This window comes from Halioglobus japonicus, assembly GCF_001983995.1.
In the GTDB taxonomy this organism is placed as follows: Bacteria; Pseudomonadota; Gammaproteobacteria; order Pseudomonadales; family Halieaceae; genus Halioglobus; species Halioglobus japonicus.
On the sequence record NZ_CP019450.1, the window covers coordinates 2,171,565 to 2,190,950 of the forward strand.

18 protein-coding genes are annotated in these 19,386 nt (G+C 59.4%); 5 read left to right on the top strand and 13 right to left on the bottom strand.

What is annotated here, in order from left to right:
* Positions 1-46: 46 nt before the first annotated feature.
* The 11 genes from glcF to BST95_RS10305 form a co-directional block, all read right to left on the bottom strand.
* A complete protein-coding gene (gene glcF / locus BST95_RS10255) occupies positions 47-1,273 on the bottom strand; it encodes a glycolate oxidase subunit GlcF (protein ID WP_084199233.1) in 1,227 nt (408 codons plus the stop codon).
* 2 nt (positions 1,274-1,275) lie between these two features.
* A complete protein-coding gene (glcE, locus tag BST95_RS10260; protein WP_084199235.1) occupies positions 1,276-2,316 on the bottom strand; it encodes a glycolate oxidase subunit GlcE in 1,041 nt (346 codons plus the stop codon).
* The gene (locus tag BST95_RS10265) at positions 2,306-3,769 is read right to left on the bottom strand and encodes an FAD-linked oxidase C-terminal domain-containing protein (protein ID WP_084199237.1); all 1,464 of its coding nucleotides are present in this window, start codon (positions 3,767-3,769) and stop codon (positions 2,306-2,308) included. Before BST95_RS10265 ends, glcE begins: the two co-directional genes overlap by 11 nt.
* Positions 3,766-4,230 carry an EAL domain-containing protein gene (locus BST95_RS10270; protein WP_169843908.1) on the bottom strand — a complete coding sequence of 155 codons (465 nt, stop codon included), beginning with the start codon at positions 4,228-4,230 and terminating at the stop codon, positions 3,766-3,768. Before BST95_RS10270 ends, BST95_RS10265 begins: the two co-directional genes overlap by 4 nt.
* 318 nt (positions 4,231-4,548) lie before the next feature.
* Positions 4,549-4,890, bottom strand: coding sequence for an FHA domain-containing protein (locus BST95_RS20515; protein WP_084199241.1), 342 nt, complete (start codon positions 4,888-4,890; stop codon positions 4,549-4,551).
* A gap of 129 nt (positions 4,891-5,019) precedes the next feature.
* Positions 5,020-5,811 carry a sterol desaturase family protein gene (locus tag BST95_RS10280; protein WP_169843909.1) on the bottom strand — a complete coding sequence of 264 codons (792 nt, stop codon included), beginning with the start codon at positions 5,809-5,811 and terminating at the stop codon, positions 5,020-5,022.
* Between the two features lie 124 nt (positions 5,812-5,935).
* The gene (locus tag BST95_RS10285; protein ID WP_169843910.1) at positions 5,936-8,119 is read right to left on the bottom strand and encodes a TonB-dependent receptor family protein; all 2,184 of its coding nucleotides are present in this window, start codon (positions 8,117-8,119) and stop codon (positions 5,936-5,938) included.
* Positions 8,112-9,398 (bottom strand): imelysin family protein, encoded by a 1,287-nt coding sequence (locus tag BST95_RS10290; RefSeq protein ID WP_084199249.1) that lies wholly within the window; start codon positions 9,396-9,398, stop codon positions 8,112-8,114. Before BST95_RS10290 ends, BST95_RS10285 begins: the two co-directional genes overlap by 8 nt.
* Positions 9,364-10,776 (bottom strand): DUF4856 domain-containing protein, encoded by a 1,413-nt coding sequence (locus BST95_RS10295; RefSeq protein ID WP_084199251.1) that lies wholly within the window; start codon positions 10,774-10,776, stop codon positions 9,364-9,366. Before BST95_RS10295 ends, BST95_RS10290 begins: the two co-directional genes overlap by 35 nt.
* A 157-nt stretch (positions 10,777-10,933) precedes the next feature.
* The gene (locus BST95_RS10300; protein WP_084199253.1) at positions 10,934-14,032 is read right to left on the bottom strand and encodes a YncE family protein; all 3,099 of its coding nucleotides are present in this window, start codon (positions 14,030-14,032) and stop codon (positions 10,934-10,936) included.
* A 12-nt stretch (positions 14,033-14,044) separates the two neighbouring features.
* Positions 14,045-14,446, bottom strand: a complete 402-nt coding sequence (locus tag BST95_RS10305; protein WP_084199255.1) for a secondary thiamine-phosphate synthase enzyme YjbQ — start codon at positions 14,444-14,446, stop codon at positions 14,045-14,047.
* 254 nt (positions 14,447-14,700) lie between these two features.
* Here BST95_RS10305 and BST95_RS10310 point away from each other — a divergent pair, with 254 nt between their 5' ends.
* The 5 genes from BST95_RS10310 (at position 14,701) to BST95_RS10330 (ending at position 17,880) form a co-directional block, all read left to right on the top strand.
* On the top strand, positions 14,701-15,576 hold the full coding sequence (locus tag BST95_RS10310; protein WP_066052192.1) for an SDR family NAD(P)-dependent oxidoreductase: 876 nt from the start codon (positions 14,701-14,703) through the stop codon (positions 15,574-15,576).
* Between the two features lie 2 nt (positions 15,577-15,578).
* Positions 15,579-16,031, top strand: coding sequence for a YaiI/YqxD family protein (locus BST95_RS10315; RefSeq protein WP_084201139.1), 453 nt, complete (start codon positions 15,579-15,581; stop codon positions 16,029-16,031).
* Between the two features lie 48 nt (positions 16,032-16,079).
* Positions 16,080-16,679 (top strand): 1-acyl-sn-glycerol-3-phosphate acyltransferase, encoded by a 600-nt coding sequence (locus BST95_RS10320; RefSeq protein ID WP_084199257.1) that lies wholly within the window; start codon positions 16,080-16,082, stop codon positions 16,677-16,679.
* A 27-nt stretch (positions 16,680-16,706) separates the two neighbouring features.
* Positions 16,707-17,309, top strand: a complete 603-nt coding sequence (locus tag BST95_RS10325) for a PepSY domain-containing protein (protein ID WP_084199259.1) — start codon at positions 16,707-16,709, stop codon at positions 17,307-17,309.
* A 142-nt stretch (positions 17,310-17,451) separates the two neighbouring features.
* Positions 17,452-17,880 carry a nuclear transport factor 2 family protein gene (locus BST95_RS10330; protein ID WP_084199261.1) on the top strand — a complete coding sequence of 143 codons (429 nt, stop codon included), beginning with the start codon at positions 17,452-17,454 and terminating at the stop codon, positions 17,878-17,880.
* On the opposite strand, the gene folE is transcribed toward BST95_RS10330, so the two are convergent.
* Together folE and BST95_RS10340 are read right to left on the bottom strand one after the other, a co-directional pair.
* Positions 17,872-18,549, bottom strand: a complete 678-nt coding sequence (gene folE, locus BST95_RS10335; RefSeq protein WP_084199263.1) for a GTP cyclohydrolase I FolE — start codon at positions 18,547-18,549, stop codon at positions 17,872-17,874. The two genes, BST95_RS10330 and folE, sit on opposite strands and share 9 nt — an antisense overlap.
* Before the next feature lie 180 nt (positions 18,550-18,729).
* Positions 18,730-19,386 (bottom strand): ChrR family anti-sigma-E factor, encoded by a 657-nt coding sequence (locus BST95_RS10340; protein ID WP_084199265.1) that lies wholly within the window; start codon positions 19,384-19,386, stop codon positions 18,730-18,732.

Below are 19,386 nucleotides of genomic sequence, written 5' to 3' on the forward strand. Positions count from 1 at the left end.
CCGACAGGCAATGCTGACCGGCATATGCGCGGCCAATACCCGTTATTCAGGGTCCGGTGGCCTCGTCCAGCAGCTCAATCCAGTGCTTTACGGGAACCTCAGCGGCCTCGCCGAGATGGAGCTGGCAGCCCACGTTGGCGGTGGCGATCACGGCAGGGCTATCGCCGGTCAGGGCATCGATTTTCTGCGCTCGCAGGCGCTCGCTGGTGTCCGCCTGAAGTATAGAGTATGTGCCGGCGGAGCCACAGCACAGGTGGTCATCGCGGGTGCAGGCCAGCGTAAAGCCAGCTCTACGGAGGATCTCCCTTGTCGTGTCTGGCTGTTGCAGGGCGTGTTGCTGGCTACAGGGGATATGCAGGGCGATCTTGTCCTCGCCGCGCACGGCGCGGGTTTGCAGTAGGCTCAGGTCCTGCTGCAAGAGAAACGCCGCCAGGTCGGTATGCAGCGATGAGATTTTCGCTGCTCGCTCGGCATACTCAGGGTCACCGGCCAGTAGTTCCCCATACTCGGCCAGCAGGCTGCCGCAGCCAGTAGCGCTGGAAACGACCGCTTCCGCGCCTTGCTCAATGGCCGGCCACCAGGCGTCGATATTGCGGCGCATATGTTTGAGGCCATCGGCATGCGCACCCAGATGGTAGTCGACCGCGCCGCAACAACCCGCGCCGGGGACGGCTTGCAGGCTGATGCCGAGCCGATCCAATACCCGCGCGGCGGCCTGGTTGGTGGCGGGGGTGGCGGCTTTTTGTGCGCAGCCCTCCAGTATCAGCACCTGCCGGGCATGGATTTGGGAGGGCACAGGACCCGTCTTCTGGCGGGGTGGAATTTTGCGCCCCAATGCTCCGGGTATGGCCGGTTTGAACAGTTGGCCAATGCGGACCAGGCCAGTGAACAGTGTCGGGCGCGACAGGCACTTGCGCAGCAGGGTTCGCAGCAGGCGCTCAGGTGCCGGGCGCGGGGCCTGGGTTTCCATCATGCCGCGGCCAATATCGGCCAATGCACCATAGCGCATACCCGAGGGGCAGGTGGTTTCACAGCTGCGGCAGGTCAGACAGCGGTCCAGGTGCCGTTGAGTGATCGCCGTGGCCTGTCCCTCTTCCAGCAGTTGCTTGACCAGATAAATGCGACCACGCGGGCTGTCGCGTTCATCGCCGGTATCGAGATAAGTAGGGCAGGTGGGCAGGCAGAAGCCGCAGTGCACGCAGGCGCTGATCAGGTCTGCTGCCTGTTGCGCTTCGGCGTCGTCTTGAAAATCAGAATGAAGTTCAACGTGCATGCTTACATCCAGCTGTACAGCCGGCCGGGATTGAAAATCCCCTGCGGATCGAAAGTTTGCTTGAGCCTCAGCTGCAGGCGCTGCTGCACGGGATCGAGTTCGCCGCGTACTTCGGTGTTGCGATCCCCGCCAGCGAACAATACGACGTGACCCGCTTCAACAGCTGGTGCGTCACTGCTGCGGTACCAGCGTTGCTGGCCGGCCCAGTCGATCAGGCAACCCGTCTCTGCCTGCAGCGGCTCTGTGGCTCGGGTTGATTGGCGCCAGAGAGGCTGGGCGCCCTTGAAAAAGGGCAGGCTCATATCTCGCAGGTCGGCCCAGAAGGGGTGCTCAGCAGTCAGGGTCTCCCCGCCCCAGCTGGCAGCGGTGGCCTGCACCGCTGATGCCGCGCCCGCCAGACGCAAATAGAGTCGGCCATCCAGCCAGCAGGCAGCGGTGAGCGGGCGCGGTGTTGCCGCTTTTTCGCTCATGGTTTGCAGGGCTTGTTGGGCATCCATCTCGAAGGTCAATGTGAGTGTTTGTTCCGGCGCCGGTACCACTTTGAGGGTAACGTCGGTAATGAGCCCCAGGCAGCCCAATGCCCCGGCCTGGAGTCGGCTTGCGTCGTAACCGGCCACATTTTTCATGACCTTGCCACCGAGCGCCAGTTGTTCGCCCCGGCCGTTGATCAGGCCGACGCCCATGGTGGCATCGCGGATGGACCCCAGCCAAGGCCGGCCCGGGCCTGATAAGTTGCAGGCCAAGGTGCCGCCGAGAGTAGCGTTGCCGCCGTAGCGCGGCGGCTCAAATGGCAGGACCTGGCCTTCGCTGGCCACCGCCGCCGCGAGTTCAGCGACGGGCGTGCCCGCCCGTGCCTGCAGCATCAGCTCGCTGGGTTGATAATCGATGATGCCGGTATGACCGCCCACATTCAGCGGTGTGCCCTCGCAGTCCCTGCCCACGGCATGGGTTTTGGTGCCGCCGGCGGTGATGCGCAATGGACGTTGGTCACTGGCAGCTTCGACGACTGCCTCCTGCAGGCCCAGGGCAGTATCAGCAGCCATGGTTGTGCTTACCTGGCAGAGCGCGATATTCCTGGCAGCGCTTGAGTATGGGGACGCCTTTGCCGGGATTGAGCGTGAGCTGCGGATCGAATGCCGCTTTGATGTCCTCAAACAGGTGCAGTTCGCTCTCACCGTACTGGTCGTGCATTTGGTTGAGCTTTTCCAGCCCCACACCGTGCTCACCGGTAATGGCACCGCCCACCGCCACTGAGAGCTCGAGAATGTCGACGCCGAATTGTTCCGCCCGGGTCACCTGGGCGGGGTCGGCGGCGTCGTACATGATGAGCGGGTGGAGGTTGCCGTCGCCGGCGTGGAAAACATTGGCGACGCGCAGGTCGTATTTTTTTGACAGGCGACTGATTTCTTCCAGCACATGAGAGACCTGGTGGCGGGGAATAGTGCCGTCCATGCAGTAGTAGTCTGGCGACATTCTGCCGACCGCCGGAAACGCGGACTTCCGCCCCTTCCACAACAGCGACCGCTCGGCTTCATCTTCGGAGACCCGCAGACTGGTCGCGCCGTGCGCCGTGAAAATGGCGCTCACCTCGTCGATGTGCTGGGCGACTTCCTCCTCGGTGCCATCGAGCTCGCACAGTAGCAATGCCTGGGCATCCCGGGGGTAGCCTGCCCTGGCAAAATCTTCCGCTGCCTGCAGCGCCAGTGCGTCCATCATTTCCAAACCGCCGGGTATGATGCCGGCGGCGATTACGGCACCGACGGCGTCGCCCGCCGCGCTGACCGAGTCAAAGCCGGCGAGCAATACGCGGGCGATTTCCGGTCTGGGCAGGAGTTTGACCGTGACTTCCACGGTAACGCCAAGCAGGCCTTCCGAGCCGGTGATAATGGCCAGCATGTCGAGGCCCGGGCCGTCCAGGCCATCGCCCCCCAGTGTCACTCGCTCGCCCTCTACGGTCAGCATCTCCACGGCCAGCAGATTATGGGTGGTGAGTCCGTATTTCAGGCAGTGGACGCCACCGGAATTGGCGGCCACATTGCCGCCAATGGTGCAGGCGATTTGCGAGGACGGGTCCGGCGCGTAGTAGAGTCCATGCTCTGCGGCCGCCTCGGAAATCGCCAGATTGGTCACGCCCGGTTCCAGCCGCGCGGTCCGCGCCACCGGGTCGATGTCGAGAATACGGTTGAGCTTGGCAAGGCCGAGCAATACACCCTCAGGGTGCGCCATGGCGCCCGCCGTCAGTCCGGTACCTGCGCCGCGGGGCACGACTGGCACGCCCAGTTCATGGCAACACTGCAATACTGCCTGAGCCTGATCAGCGGTTTCCGGAAGCGCGATAAACAGCGGTAGTTCTCGATACAGGGAGAGTGCGTCGCATTCGTAGGGACGCTGGGCTTCGGTCTCTTCGATCAGGCAGTGTGCCGGCAGGATACTCGCCAGCCGCTGACGCAATAGGTCAGCCGATACGGGTGCGAGGGTGTGAGGTGTTGTGGTCATTGCTGCGTATCATACCAGCTCTGGCGCCGCAGGTGAGGTAAAGCCCCCTGGGTGGGCTGGCCGTAGTAATAACCCTGGATAAAGTCGAAACCCATGCTTTGACAGGCCTCGGCCTCACCGGCGGTTTCCACGCCCTCGGCAATGGTTTTACTGCCGACTTTCTTGGCGATATCGACAAACATACTCACCATCTCAAAGCGCTTGGGTTCAGCCTGGTCGATCTTGCGGATCAGGTTCATATCAAACTTCAGATAGTCTGCCGGGGCCTCGATGAGTTCCATTAGACGCGCCTGGCCGGCACCGAAATCGTCGTAAGCGAGGCCGATGCCGAGCCGGTGAAGCTCGACCTGCAGGTGTTTCATCCGGTCGATGTCGGACACCGCTCTCTCGTGAATCTCGAGCACGATTTCGAGGTTGGGATAGGCACTGCGCGAGCAGGTCAGGAATATTGCGCAGCTCATCCGGATGAATGTTAATGAAGAAGGGCGCGTTAGCCTGCAGCCCAGAGGCGATTTCCAGCCCGCAAATGTGAAACAGGTGGCTTGACTGCAGGGCCAGGCCGGAGATGCTCTCGGCAATGTAAAACAGTGGGCCGGGGAAGGGCGACAGGCGCTCATGGGTGCCGCGCCCCAGTATTTCATAGGCGTGGATGGGATTGCCTTCTATGCAGGCCACAATCGGCTGGAACGCAGGTTCGACCATCTTTTGGTCGAGCAACTCCTGCAGCTCGCGAATACCGACGGCAAGGTTCTTGGGCAGCGCCGGCATGCTGGTGACGGTCATGTCACTGTCGGGTTCTGCGGTTGCTGCACCGCGCTCAGGAATGAGGCGAGCTTCGAAATCTGTAAAGTGCACGACGTCGCCATGGGATAGAGGCTCTTCGCCGCGCAGGCGACGTCGATTGACATAGGTACCATTGGACTGTCTGTGTCACGCAGGTAGAGCTGACGGTCGCGGCGCTCCATGACGGCGTGCAGGCGGGACGTCTTGCGACTGGTGGCGGTGAAGTTAATCCCCGGCTTGCGCCCTATCTGAAAGGGAAAGCGGTTGACGGCTACGCGAGTTAGCATGCCGAGGCCTTTGAAGTAGCCTTCGATAAACCACTGAACTTCGCTGCTCATGTGGCGAATAAAGCCACCCGAGATTTTTTGTTTTCACAACTCAAGATAACTTGCAGATAAATCAATGTATTCGGCGCGAAATTTTCGACATGGCGGAGCAGATATTATACCCATGATTGTAAGGGATACTCAGGTGGCAGGCACTGCCGTCGGGCTCTCAGATGACTTGAGACCGAAGCTCAGGGTTTGTGGCCGACCGGCTGGCAACCAGGTCCCACCGAGCCGGTCCCAGATGGCGAGGCAGGTGCCAAAATTTCGGTCCTGGTGTGCTGCTGCAGCACTGTGATGCAGTTGGTGTTGGGCCGGGCTGACGAAGATCCGCTCGAGGTGTCCGAAACCTACCCATACGGGTGAGTGGCGCAAGTTGGCTCCGGCCGCATTGAACAGGAAGCCCAGGGCGTCCACGCCGAGGATATCGATACCGTCGACCTGACGACCGAACAGCCAGACGAAAGTACCGCTCACGGCGCCGAACACCAGCATGCCTCGCAGATAGTAGAGCGCCATCTCCATGGGGTGAACCCGGTGCAGGGTCAGTGGGCTGAGTACTTCAGCGCTGTGGTGAACACGGTGCAGTCGCCACAGCAGGGGTACACGGTGCATGGCACGGTGCAGGCCAAAGCGGCTCAGGTCTTCGAGCAGGAAAAATGCGAAGGTGTAGCAGGCGATGATTGCGGCGCCGTGCCAGGCCAGCTCGGGCGCACTGCCCAGTTGCCCCTGCCATAGCCGCGCTACCCATAGCGTCGCCAGGACATGGCCGCCAAACAGTGGCACCAGCAGCGCAAGGCGCAGCAGGGTGTTAAGCAGCAAAAGTCCGAGATCGACCAGGTGTGACGGATGGCGCCAGTAACCTGCCGGCAAGGTCTTGTTCAATAGCGCCCGGGTCGCAGCGTTCCGTGTCGCCAGGCGAGTACCAGCCACCCCAGTATAAGGCTGCTCAGCAAAAAGCCCCAGAACAGGCGCTTGCCAGGATCCAGCGGCAGGCTCCAAAGCGCCGCGAGAGTATCTCCCGGGGCGCTGATCAGAGCAGTGGCCAGCGTATCCATCAGAACCGGTAGTTGACGCCGACTTTCAAGACTCGAGGTTGATTCGGACGGGCACCGAAGGGACGGCGGGACACGATTTCGCGTTCGTCACTGAGGTTTTCGCCGATGAGCCGCAGGGTCAGGTCTTCGGTAATGTCGTAGTTGGCGGACAGGTTCCAGGTGGTGAGCGAGCGCGTTGAGGTCGCTGTATTGAAACTGTCCTGGCCGGGGAGTTCGCGCATTTTGCCGATGTACTTCACCGCCGCGTAAACGCTCCAGCGGTAATTGGCGACGCCGACCTGCAGCCGCCCCTGATGCTCGGGGGTGTAGGGCAGCTCGTCGCCTGCGCGCACCAGTCCCCACTGCGAGAAGTCCGACAGGAAGCTGTTCTGGAAGGAAGACTCGGTGTAGGTGTAGCTCAGCTCGACCGGGAAGGTCAGACCATCGACCCAGGCACCGACATAGTTTGCGGTGACTTCAGCACCCGAAATCTCGACCTCGCCCCCGTTGAATTCTTCGCCCACTTCACAGCTGGGGTCTGAGACACGGCAGCGTCCCAACAGATTCGCGTAATCGCTGAAGAAGCCAATCAGGTCGAACTGCATGGTGTCGCGCGTAAATCGCACACCGTACTCGTAGTTGACGCTGTCTTCTGGGTCGACACTGTCGTCGGCACCGGGGCCGGCAGGAGAGAAACCCTTGTTGACGCCGAGCAGGAAGCCGATGTCATCGGTCCATTGGTAAAAGAGTCCGGCGCCGGGCAATACAATTGACTCAGAATTGTCGCTGCGGGTGTCGGTCAGCTCATTATCAAATTCGCCTTCAATGTGCTCGTAGCGCACACCTACATTGAATTTCCAGTCGCCCCATTGCATTTCGTCTTCAACAAAGCCCGACCAGGCATCGGTTTCCGCCTTGTTCAGGGCTTTTTTGTAGCGCTCACCCAGGCCGTCCGTGACCAGACCCTCGGCGGTCATGAGGTAGCCGCGCACCTTGTGGTCGCGTTTCACGTAGTCGTAGTGGTAGCGCAGGCCGGTTCGAAGCCGGTGCTCGGTCTCCCCGACACTGAGGCGCCAGGTAAGGCGGGACTCGATACCGCTGGAGCCATATTCGCGATCATTGTTGGTCACGTCGATGATGGTTGATTCATCATCGGGGTCAGAGAACGCCTCGCCCCGCAGCAAGGCCATCTCATCGATAAAAATATTGGGGTATGCCAGTACCAGCGATGGCGGCTGACCATCGATAAACCCATCGAATTTATTCCAGCTGCGATCGAACTGATTGACATAGGCGGTGGTAAACACGTCCCAGTGCTCGGCCCCGGATAGACTGTGTAGCAGATGCGCCTGGCGGTGCTCCGATTCGAAGGTGTCGAGTTCGCTGGCCACGTAGCGGCGATCGGGATCTGCGCCAAAATCGTCGTCGGTCAGGCCGAGGTAGGTCTCGTCAGAGTCTTCATCGGCATAGCCGAGCTTCAGCTCCAATTGCTGGTCCAGCTCGGCGTTGTCAGCCGAGCGCCACATCAGGCGCAGATTGGCGTCGTTGCGTCGAAAGCCGGTATCGCCGCCGCTGTCCAGTTGCTTGAAGCCATCGGCGCCGTAGTGGAGCACGTCGATGTCGTAGCCGAACTGGCCAACCGTGTCGCCATAGCGGGCGCGAACTTTGCGGTAGTCGTCGCTCCCGGCTGCGAGATCAAGCTCACCTCTGGCGTCTTCCGGTACCTTTGGCGAGACCAGATTCAGTGCGCCTCCCACCGTGTGTGGGCCGTAGGGAATGGCGGCAGGTCCCTTGAACACTTCCACCGCCGCCATGCGATTGACGTTGGGAATATAGTAGGCCGCCGGCGCAGAGTAGGGCGCTGGTGCGATGAGCATCCCGTCCTCCATGAGCGTAATCTTCTGGCTGCGTTCCGAGGTGGCGCCGCGTATGCCGATATTCGGGCGGAGGCCGTAGCCGTCTTCGAAACGGATATAGACGCCGGGCACCTGGCCCAGCAGTTCGTTGAGATCAGTGCTGTCGAAGGCGCGGATACTTTCCTCGTCGATGAAGCTGGCGGAGCCGGACAGTGTACGGATGGCATCGGCACCGCCGGTCACCAGGACCTCCTCATACAGTGGCGTAACCTCAGGCGGTTCCTGCGCGACACTTTGCGAGGCGTAGGCCAGGCTGAGTAAGGCCAGTGGGATCGTTCGTTTAGTCATTGTCGGATTGCACCCTGTCAGGTAAGTCCAGGTTAACGATAGTGACGAAGTCGGTGCGCAGGCTATCGGTGACCCGCTTGAGATAACCGTGCAGGGCGCAGGCGGATTGTGACTGATCGGCATCAGGGTTGGCGGCGCTGTTGGCGCAGCCTGCGGCGTTGTCTGTGGCGACTAGCGTCTCTGCCTGTTCGAGGAGTGAGCTGTCGATGGTGTCCAGCAGGTTCAGGGCATCGTCCACTTCACTCAGCATGCGCTCGGCAATGTCGGGGAAACCCTCGGAAGCGATGATGTCATCAAATGAAAGCCCCTCGCCACCGCTGAACAGTTCACGGAAACTCACCAGGTTCTGTTCAATATTGTCGAGTGAGGTCTGGCTATAGGGAGATTCAGCAAAGTTGGGGCAGGCGGGCTGGCTGCAGCTGCTGTGCAATCCCAGGGTCGGGCCGAGCTTGCGGTCTTTGACATCGGCCTCAATGTAGAAGAGCGCATCGGAAAGCTGGCCCAGCACCTCTTCATTGTTGTCAGGGTGGGCGAATTCAGCGCGGTAGTTACCGCCCTCAATCTGCCAGGCCGCAGCGAGTTCAGCACTCGCATTTGCTATATCAGTGGCGAGACGGATGGCATGTTCACAGCGCCATTGCTTGCGCTGGTCGGCGTCGCGCTGGTCCCAATCCGCAGTTTCGGGGATTTGGGTTGGGCAGGTGTGGCGCAAATCCTCATTGAAAAGCAGGTACTCGACTGCGACCAGGCCTTTCTGGTTATTGAGGCGGGTGGTCAGATCAAAATCCGCAGATTGTCCCAGTACCACAGACTGATCGACGCCACAGGTACTGAAATTAGTATCGCTGGCGGTCGTCAGTCGCAGGCGCAGTGCGCCTGCATCAAAGGTCGCAGGGCCTATCTGATGCAGTTCCGTGCGCTGGAAATCATCCATAGCCTGACGCCAGCTCTGACGGGCATCGTCCCTTGCGCCGTTCTCGTCAGCGCTGCCAATAGCGTCACAATAGTTTTGCAGGCGCCCCGCGGCCGAAGCCAGTTCTGCGCTACTGTCAGCCAGGCTGTTGTAGTTGGGCAGAATGTAGCCATCGACGAGATTTACGAAGACACCGAAGTAGTCAAAGCCTTCAGGACCAGGTACGGGGACTGGATCGTCGCCGTCACTGCCGCCGCCGGCACATGCAGTCAGGGTAAGGCTTAAAACAGCAGCGGCCGCAATGCGGCCGCTGTGGGGGAAGGGGAAGGAATTACCAGTTTGCAACATTTTCAGGATCGAACTCATAGGCTTGTTCAAGAATGTCTCGTGCTTCTAGCAGGTCAGTAATGTATTGCTCGGTGCCGCCAGCGTAAGCGACGCCGTTTTGGGTGCCGTCAGGCAGTACCGGAGCATCGCCCATCAGGGCCAGCGCAGTTTTCAGGCTGTTCAGGTTAATGCCCTGTACATCGCCGGTACGAAAGGGAGAGCGCGGGTTGAACTGCAGTCCTAATGCGAAGCCTTTCATTTCCGCCCAGTGTTTGGCCAGATCAGTGAAGTTGGCTTCATCAGCAAATTGGCCGTTGGAGAAGTTGTTCATATCACCGATGACGTCGTTGATGTAGTGCACAACGGTTGCTGAGATGCACTTTTCCCACACTACAGAGGCCTGCTTGGCCATGGCATCAATGAGCACCACCTCGGTGTTGCCCATTGTGCCCAGGTTGGCGGCGGCGTTCAGCGCAAAGCGGCCGTAGAAGAATGCGTTGAATACGTCGGTGGTAAAATCGGTGGGGTTCGTGTTGCCGGCCGTACCCAGATCGCGCTTGGCGCAGTTGGTGGAGTTGCCGAAGTTGTATTCACCCATCAGGTCAATAACGCCGTCGCCATTGCGATCGTTGTATCCCGCGAATTCGGGACGGCCGCCTTTCTGGGCGAGTTCAGTGTCAGTGTAATCAGGGTAGTTGCGGGCGGCGCCGAAGTAGCCAAATGCCTCATCCCAATTGTGGCCACCTTCAGTGTAGCCCTGGCCTTCTTCCTGCACATTGGTTGCGCGGAAATCGGTCATCAGGTAGTCGCCTGTACCCTGTGAAAACGCCACAGCACCCAGCAGGAATTTCTGGATCAGCTGACGATAGTCGTGACCTTCAGGACTGATGTATGGCGTAGTGATAGAGGCGGGGCCACCTGCGGTGACAAGGTTGATGGCGGCAGACTTGGCTTCTGCATCAACTTCTGCGAAGAAGTAGTCAACCAGTTCTTCCGGAGTAGGGTCTGCGTCCATGCCCAGTTCCCAGCCGAAAAACTCGCCATTAATCAACGCAGGGTCGTTGCCTGCGATTTTTCCAGACAGGTTTTTACCGGAAGAGATGCCACCGTAAGTGCCGTCCTGCAGCAGGCTTTCGCCGTCGATGGCAAAGCTGTGCATCAGGCCGTCGGAGGTGCCGCCATCGTAGTCAAAATAGAAGTTGAGCTGGCTGGCGACATTGATATTGCCGGCAACAGGGCGCGCGGGCAGGGCGAGAATTTCGTCCACCAGGTCTTCGATCAGTACGTGGCGCTTGGTCTGCCCCGAGTAGGAAACGGCGCTGCCACTGTCGAAAGCGCTCTCGAAGTCGTATTTACAGCCGGTGGCCAGTAGAACGGCGGCAGACAGTGCTGCCGTGCGTTTGACGATTGAAGTCATGTTATATCCCTGGTTGGTGTTGTATGCGCCTACCTTAACGGTATGACGAGATCAGGCCGCTAAAGATAATAAAAACGAGAATGATTATCAACATTAATGGTGTAAATACCTGAAAAAAGCAAGATTGAGTTTGGACTAAACCCAGACGGACAGGCGCTTAAAGTGCATTAAACCCCGTGCCGGGTGGAACGCAGGTAAATGTCAGCGCCTGCCCTGGCTGCTTGGCTAATTGTTTTACCGCGCCAATGGTCAGTGGGGCGGCCTCAGGATCTCCCAGATGGAAGAAGCCATCGCGGCGGAGCAAGGCCGCTTGCGCCTGCCCTTCAATAACACCCTGGGCGAGAAGATCGCACTCGGGTCGTGCCGTGGATGCAAGCGCGCGCTCAATGAGCAGGTCGAGCCGCGCGGAGGCGGTGATATAGCGCCCGCTGCCGTCGACGGTGACCTGCTGGCCGACCACGGGCGCAAGATTGCTGTCCGAAGCCATCACGAAATCGATAATCGCGAAGCGGCGTTCATCGTTATTGAAGAGATTGAATTGGATCGCAGAGAAAAAGTTGTCGAGCGTGTCCAGGGCCCCGTCGTGCAGGTAGCCAAAGCCACGCACCTGATCGCCCATGAAGGGTGAGGGGGCCACGAATCCGCCGGGCGACAGCCCAAACATACCGACCTTGGTATAGAGATTGCGGAAGTGGGGGACCTTGAAGTCCTCAGTAATACCGGGGCCCTCATCACTGACTTCGCCGCCGGTGCCAAACTGGTTTTGCAGCGGGTTGAGTGTGTGACAGTCGTTACACACCAGTTCACCACCGGTCGTAATTTCATTGAAGTAAATGTGCTCGCCCAGCTCCTGGGATGCTGTGAGGCTGTTGTCCAGTGCCCGCAACGGATTGGGGGGTGACATCAGGGTGAGGGCGAAATCCGTGAACGCCTGCAGGTCGGATTCATCGAGTTCTTCCTCGCGCCCCAGCAGCCCGACGAATGCGCCGCGGAATTCCTTGAAGGCGGCGGCCTCAACTGATTCCAGCTGCCCGTTCACCATTACCCGGTTGGTACCCGTGCGATCGCCGCGCCAGTGCATCGGGCCGGAGTCGTTAATGCCCCGGAATGTCTGGGTGGTCATTGGCCCTTTCATGGGGTGGAAGGTGGCCCCCGGGTCCGGCACGCCGGTGCGGGCGAAGTTGAGGGGGTTGGGAACCACCTCCTCGTCAGGGTTGCCCAGGTCCCAGGCCAGGTGATCAGTATCGCCGAAGATGTGGCAGGCGGCGCAGGAAGTGGTGCCATTGCTGGAGGTGAGCGTGGCGTCATACAGGAACGGGCGACCGCGGCGAATATGGTCGGGCTCGGGATTCGCCATGGCGACGCTGGAGGCGATGTTAAGCGACTGCGTGTCGACGACGGCAATGCTGTTGTCGTATCTGGCAAGTACATACAAATAGCGCCCGGCTGCGTCCAGCGCCAACCCGGTGGGGCCGCCCCCTGGTATGGTCACCTGGTCGGAAGCCGCTGGCTGATACCCTTGCGCCAATGCATCCGTCTCGATAGCCGCAACCTTGTTGGAGCCCATGGCTGCAATGAAGACTTGCTCGCCATCGGGGGATACTGCAATGCCTACCGGCTGGGCGAGGCTCAGGGCTTTGTCAGCGGGCGCAATAGCGGATCCTTGCGGCAGGCTGTAATCGACGTGTGGGTTCAGGTCGACGGCCTGCACCTCGCGGGCTGCGTTGATGACACTGATGCGACTGTCGGCGATATGGCCGCGCACCGTGGCGCTGATGGTGCCGGGCCCTTCAAAGCGCACTTCATTACGGGCTTCGGTATTGGTGACATACAGCTCTTGGCGTACCGGGTTAAAGGCCATGTTGAACAGGGTGGTACCCACGCCACTGGCACGATTAATTTCCACCGGCGTAGCAGCATTGGCGTTAATCTCGAAGACATCGTAATCGGGGAGTGAAAAGCGCATCCGGTCGCTGAAGTCGGTGCCGGCCTCGTCTACCCAGGCCTGGCCGTCGTATTTGACGATGAGACCGGTGGCGGGCTGCGGGTCGCCGTGAACATCTGCCTGCGGTGCTGCTTTGGCAGTATCGACAGCCGGTGCGTTCATCAGTGTGGTGGTCTGGTTGCCTGAAGCAAATACCGCTGCATAGACACGGCTACCGCTGGCGTTGGTGGCCAGGGCGCGCGGTACGTCGCCGAACAGGTTGATCAGGGTGAGCGGCAGGCCCTGGTTGAGGTAGTCCTCGCTGCTGCGATCAAATACCCATACGTCGGCCCTGGGTAGCCCCGGGGTACGATATTCTTCCAACGGGTAGCCGGTATTCTGGCCGCGTCTTGCGCTGGTGATGAAGGCGCGATTGCCACCGGGTCCGGCAAACACGATGTCACGGGGCTCATCGCCTACCTGCAGTGTGCGTACCACCTGGGGCATCTCGTCAGACAAATCGATCACACTGACAGAGTCGGACAGGTGGTTGACCACCCATACCTCGCCGTTGTCTGGGGCGGCCACGGCGATCGGTTCCAGGCCCACGGGGACGGTCGCCTCAAAGGTCAGCTGGTTGCCGCTGACGGCGTAAATTTCCAGCGTATTGGCCGGGGTGTTGGTGGCGAACAGCCGGTTGCCATCCGGTGAGAGGGCCAGCGGACGTACCTGGCCACTTTCAAAGTTGACGAATTCGTCACTCTGGGCGGGGCTGCCGCTGAAGGTGGCCGCCACTTGTATCTCCTCGCTCCCCGCAGCGATAACACAGGTGGTGCCTGCGGCACCAGCACAGGCGCCACTCCAGCCGTTAAAGGTATACCCTGTGATCGGTGTGGCGGTGAGCGTTACCTGGGTGCCAGTGGCGTAGGCCGCAGCGCAATCGACGGCGCAGTCAAGGCGGTTATCCGCTGAACTGACGATGCCACCTATGGCAGGGAATACCTGGAGAACCGCACCGGGACCTGCTTGAAAGTGGGCCCGCACCTCGAAGTCACTGGAGGTCGCTCCGATGCTGACGTTGCAGCTTGGTGCGGCACCTGTACAGGCGCCGCTCCAGCCGAGGAATTGCTGGCCGTTGCTCGGCTCGGCATACAGGACTTCGGTTTCCGGTTGGGGCGAGCCGTACCAGCCCTGGCAGCGGCCGCCACTGTTTTGGCAATTGATCTTGCCGGAATCTGACGTCACGGTTCCACCGCCATCAACGGCGACATCCAGTCGACAGGCACTGAGGGAAACGATGGCGATGAGGGGCAGAAATCTCAGAATAGGCATAGGTGACACGGGCTAAATGTGAAGAATGACTCTGCGGCTGCCATGATGATGGCGGTGCTCCCAGAGAAAAATCCCTTGCCACGTGCCGAGCATGAGCTCGCCGCGCTGAAAGGGGATGCTGATTTGGGTGGCGGTGAGGGCACTTTTAATGTGCGCTGGCATATCGTCAGCGCCCTCGAGGGTATGGGTGTAGAGTGAATCGTGTTCCGGGACCAGCCGGTTCATCCAGTTTTCAAGGTCGATCCGCGCTGAGTCGTCGTAGTTTTCCTGGATGAGTAGGGAGGCGGATGTGTGCTGGATAAATAGCGTGCACAATCCTTCGTCGACGCCGGATTTAGCGATGACGGGGTGAACCTGCGACGTGAAGGCATGCAGGCCCCGGCCGGTCACATGAACGGTGAGTTCCTGAATCACAACGTGCTGGTGCCCCTTAGCGATCGAATAGTCTGCATACTAACCTGCCTCAATTACGCAAAACAATGCGCGCGGGGGAATGTGGTGCGGTATTTGGCGCGCCACTGTGCCTTGTCCGAATTGTGTAGCGTTAGCTGCATATCTTTGTAAACCAATCGCAGAAACCGTCGCCAGCGGAGCGGCATCGGCTGGCCCCGGACGCCAATTCAGCGATAGGGTGTTTCTTCAAGCCAATAACATAGGATAATGAGCGTATGCAGGACTTCAGTAACAAGGTCGCCGTGGTCACCGGTGGAGCGTCAGGAATTGGGCGGTCAATCGTCAAGGAATTGCTGGCCGCGGGTGCTCGCGTGGTCGTCGGCGATGTGGAGCAGGGCGCGCTGGATAAAGTGCTGGCCGAGTTTGAAGGCGCTGGCGAGATTAGTGGTGTTGTCACCGATGTTTCCAGTCAGGCCTCCGTCAATGCCCTGGCTGACAGTGTGTATGAGCGCTACGGCGTGTGCCACCTCTTATTTAACAATGCCGGCGTAGCAGCACCTTCCGCCAATGTCTGGGAAACCACCGAGAATGACTGGACCTGGGTGCATGGTGTGAACGTGGGCGGGGTAATGAACGGGATTCGCGCTTTCGTACCGCGTATGATCGAAGGTGGTGAAGAGGGCCATATTATTAACACCTCGTCCGGCGACGGCGGTATCTCACCGCTGCCCTACCAGTCCGTCTATGCCTCGAGCAAGGCTGCCGTATCGTGTATCAGCGAATGCCTGGCGGCGCAGCTGCAGAGCGAGGAGACCAAGCTCGGCGCATCGATCTTCTATCCCTCGGGCGGTTTGCTGGACACAGGTATCTGGACAACCGACCGCAACCGACCGCAGGAACTGGCGCGTGAGAAGCCTTATGATCCGGTGCCCACCGTGGCCGATTTCAAGGTGGCCATGGAGGCTGCCGGGGTGACGCTTGAGGTACAGGATCTGGACGAGCTGGCACGCTATCTGCTGCAGGGTATTCGCGAGAAGCGTTTCGTCATCATGATAGGCGTGGAGGAAGCAGAGGCGACATTACAGGAACGCGCCGCTCGCATTGGCCGCGCTGAACTGCCCATCGATCTTGCGGAGATCCCGCAGTTGTGAGTCTGACGATCTGGGTAGACGCGGATGCTTGTCCAAAGGTGATCAGGGATATTCTGTGTCGCGCCGCCCAGCGGGTTGAATGCCCGTTGGTGTTCGTGGCCAACCACCTGATCCCCGTTCCCGCGTCTCCCTGGATCACTGCTCGCCAGGTGGCATCGGGTTTCGATGTCGCCGATGACTATATTGCCCAGCAAGTCCAGGCTGGTGACCTGGTGATTACTTCTGATATTCCGCTGGCGGCGGAAGTCATCGAGAAGGGCGCGGGGGTGCTGTCGTCCCGGGGCGAGCAATTTACCGCCAATAACATTCGCCAACGTCTCAATATGCGCGATTTCATGGACACCATGCGCGCTTCTGCGGTCGAAGTTCGGGGTGGCCCGCCCGCGCTGGGCGAGCGTGATAAGATGGAATTCGCCAATGCTTTGGATCGCTACCTGGCAAAGCACCGCAGGTAATTCAGGTTAGTTTCTGCTAGTATCCGCGCCCCGCAAGAGACCCGGAACATGAAACAGACAATCGCAAGGAAATTGCTGGCCTGGATGGGCTGGAGCCTGGAAGGGGCCAAGCCTGTCCACGAGCGCTATGTACTTATCGCTGCACCGCATACATCCAACTGGGATTTTCCCCTGATGCTGCTGTTCGCGGCGGCATTTGACATCAAAATTCAATGGATGGCCAAGCACAGCCTGTTCCGCCCACCTATGGGCTGGGTGATGCGTGGCCTGGGCGGTCTGCCGATCAATCGCAAGAGCAGTAATGGTGTGGTTTGTGCGATGGCCGAGGCTCTGACCAAGGCGCGTGAACTGGTGTTGGTTGTGCCCGCAGAGGGTACCCGGGACCGGGTGGGATACTGGAAATCCGGCTTCTACCACATTGCCCGCCAGGCCAACGTGCCCATCGTGCCTTCCATGCTTGATTTTGGTCGCAAGCGCGGTGGGTTTGGCGCCGGCATTATGCCCACCGGTGATGTGAAACTGGATATGGATTACTTCCGCGATTTTTATGCCGAGGCCAAAGGCAAGTTCCCTGAAAAAATGGGTCCGATTCGCCTGCGCGAGGAAGACCCCGTCGAGGAGCACACACCGCCGCGCGCCGCTGCCTGAGCGCTATCACCTGAAGGAATCCTGTCGATGAAACCCGCGCGTTGGCACAGCCTGATCGGGCTGCTGATGTCCATACCTCTGCTGCTCTGGGCCTTTACCGGGGCCGTGTTCCTGACCAAGCCCGGCTACGAAGGCGCCTACGAACAACTCGCTCCCAAACTCTATCCCATCGAACAGGCACTGACGCTTCCCCCCGGCTCGCAGTGGGAGCACTTTCAGCTACTGCGCACCATACTGGGATATCACCTGATCGCCCATCGCGGCGATCAAGTCAGTCACCTCGATCCGTACACCCTGCAGCTGATAGAGCCGCCCACAGACGAAGCGATAGCGCTGTTGGTCAAGGATGCCACCGAACAAAACCGCTCCCGTTACGGAGAGATTATCTCGGTTGAAGATAGCGTTGTTACAACAGATACAGGGGTGGTCATAACCCTGGACTGGGATCGATTAAGCCTGAGGCAGCAGGGGAACGATTCACGGTGGTTGAATACGCTGTATAAAATACACTATCTGCAGTGGCTGGGAGATGCCACGGCGAACAAGGTATTTGGCGTTTTGGGACTGACGCTGTTATTCGGACTCATAGGACTAGGGCTGTACAGCTACGCAAGAAAGGGCCCTTCATAGTCTATGACTCAGCGAAGCCCAGCCCGTGTGGTCACTCAATAAGCATGGGCGGTGGTCTGACTTCCTGCCCAGAATCAGGGTAACCGCCGGTTTCGCACGAGTGCCAGGTGGATGAGTTGGCGGGCGATGATAGATTGACAGCATGAGTGAACACATCACACGGCTTCTCGCTATTGAAGAGATCAAGGCCCTGAAGGCGAAGTACTTCAGGTGTTTAGACACCAAGGACTGGGAGGGTCTTGGCGAGTGCTTCTGCGATGATCTCGATGCAGATTTTACCGCCGCTCCCGGGCCCCATACCTCAAGCAGAGCTGAGTATCTCGCCATGATTCAGAAGGCGCTCAAGTATGCCGAGACGGTGCATTACGGGCATATGCCTGAAATCACGGTGTTGGATGCGAGTGCTGCCCGCGGTGTCTGGGCAATGCAGGATATGGTAAAAATGCCTGCAATGACGCTGACCGGATTCGGTCATTATCACGAGGAGTATCGGCTTGAGGACGGGCAGTGGCGGATCAGCCGCATACTCCTGACCCGCCTGATGCTGGATATGGAAGAGCGCTCAGCCTAGGAAGCTGCGGCGCTCATTGTCGTTGGTTCTGAACACGCCGCCCAGTGCCTGAGTGCGGGTCGATGAGCTGGCGTCCATAACGCCCCGCGATTTCACGCAGTAATGGGTGGCCTGCACCAGCACCGCTACGTCATCGGTTTCCAGTAGGGTTTGCAGGGCGACCTGAATCTGCCGGGTCAGTCGCTCCTGCACCTGCGGGCGGCGGGCAAAGAAGCGCACGAGGCGATTGATCTTGGACAAGCCAATAACGCGCTCGTTGGGCACATAGGCCACGCGGGCAAACCCATCGATGGTCACAAAGTGGTGTTCGCAGGTGGAGATGAGTTCAATATCATCAATCAGCACCATTTCATCCACACCCATCTTGTTTTCGATGGAGGAAATCTTGGGAAATGTGCCGTAGTCCAGCCCGGCAAACAAATCATTGAGGTACATGCTGGCCATGCGGTGGGGTGTTTCGCTCAGGCTGTCATCGCGCAGGTCCAGGCCGAGCACGTTCATGATGTCGGTGAACGATTGCTGCAGGCGTTTGTACTGTTCTTCAGAGCTGAGCCCGTTGGCTACCAGCGGAGTCTCCAGGCCGTGAGCAATCAGCGCCTCGCGTACGGCGAGTGCTTCAGGGGAGAAATCGGCTTCCCTGTTCAGGGCCGGGGAGGTAATCGCATTCATGCTCGGGTCCTTAGTTTGTTTGTTTGAAGATACGCACTTCCACTGTAATCAGATTGCTGGATAACTGGGAAGAGCCCGGATTCTGCCTGTGGTTGCGTTGCTTGGCCACTATTTTATTGGCCAAAAAAAAAGCTCCCGGGGGAGTGACCACCCGGAAGCCTCGTGTGAAATCTGTAGCCGTTATTCAGCGCGTAGCTTGAGGAACGGATTAACGGCGCGGTATTTCCAATCGGTAAATTTGATCGGCGCATCCAGTACGCCGATACAGATGCAGTCGCCGTCCTGGTCAGCGGTCGGGTTGTGCTGATGCGACGCGTCGCGGAACAGGAAATCGCCCTGGGTATAGTGGCCCTCGTCGTCAGAGAAACCGCCCTCCAGTACCAGTGTCAGTTCATTACCCTTGTGCGTGTGGGTAGGAATCGTGCCGCCGGCCTTAATGTGATACAGCGCAAACTCATTGTCCTGATCGCCCGTACGCAGGCGGCTGATGCGCAGATTAGAGCTAATGCGCTGCCATTCCAAATCGTGGTAGTCACGGTGCATGAGACGCTGCACCAGCGAAGGATAGCCGTCCTCAGTTTGCGCCGGTGGTGCGTAACGCAGTGGTTCCGGCTCTTCGTCAATTCGGGCAAACACGGTGCTGAGCAACGAGTCGTCTACCTGCTTTGGCGAAAGATCCTCAAACATGGCGGCGGCCATTTTTTGAAGCTTGTGCACGGTGCGTTTGCACTGGTCGCAATAATTCAGGTGAAGTGAGATACATACGGACTGCGCCAGCGGCAGCGTGCCTGCGGCGTATTCGTTCAACAGTCGTGTGTCTGGGTGATGCATAGCCAT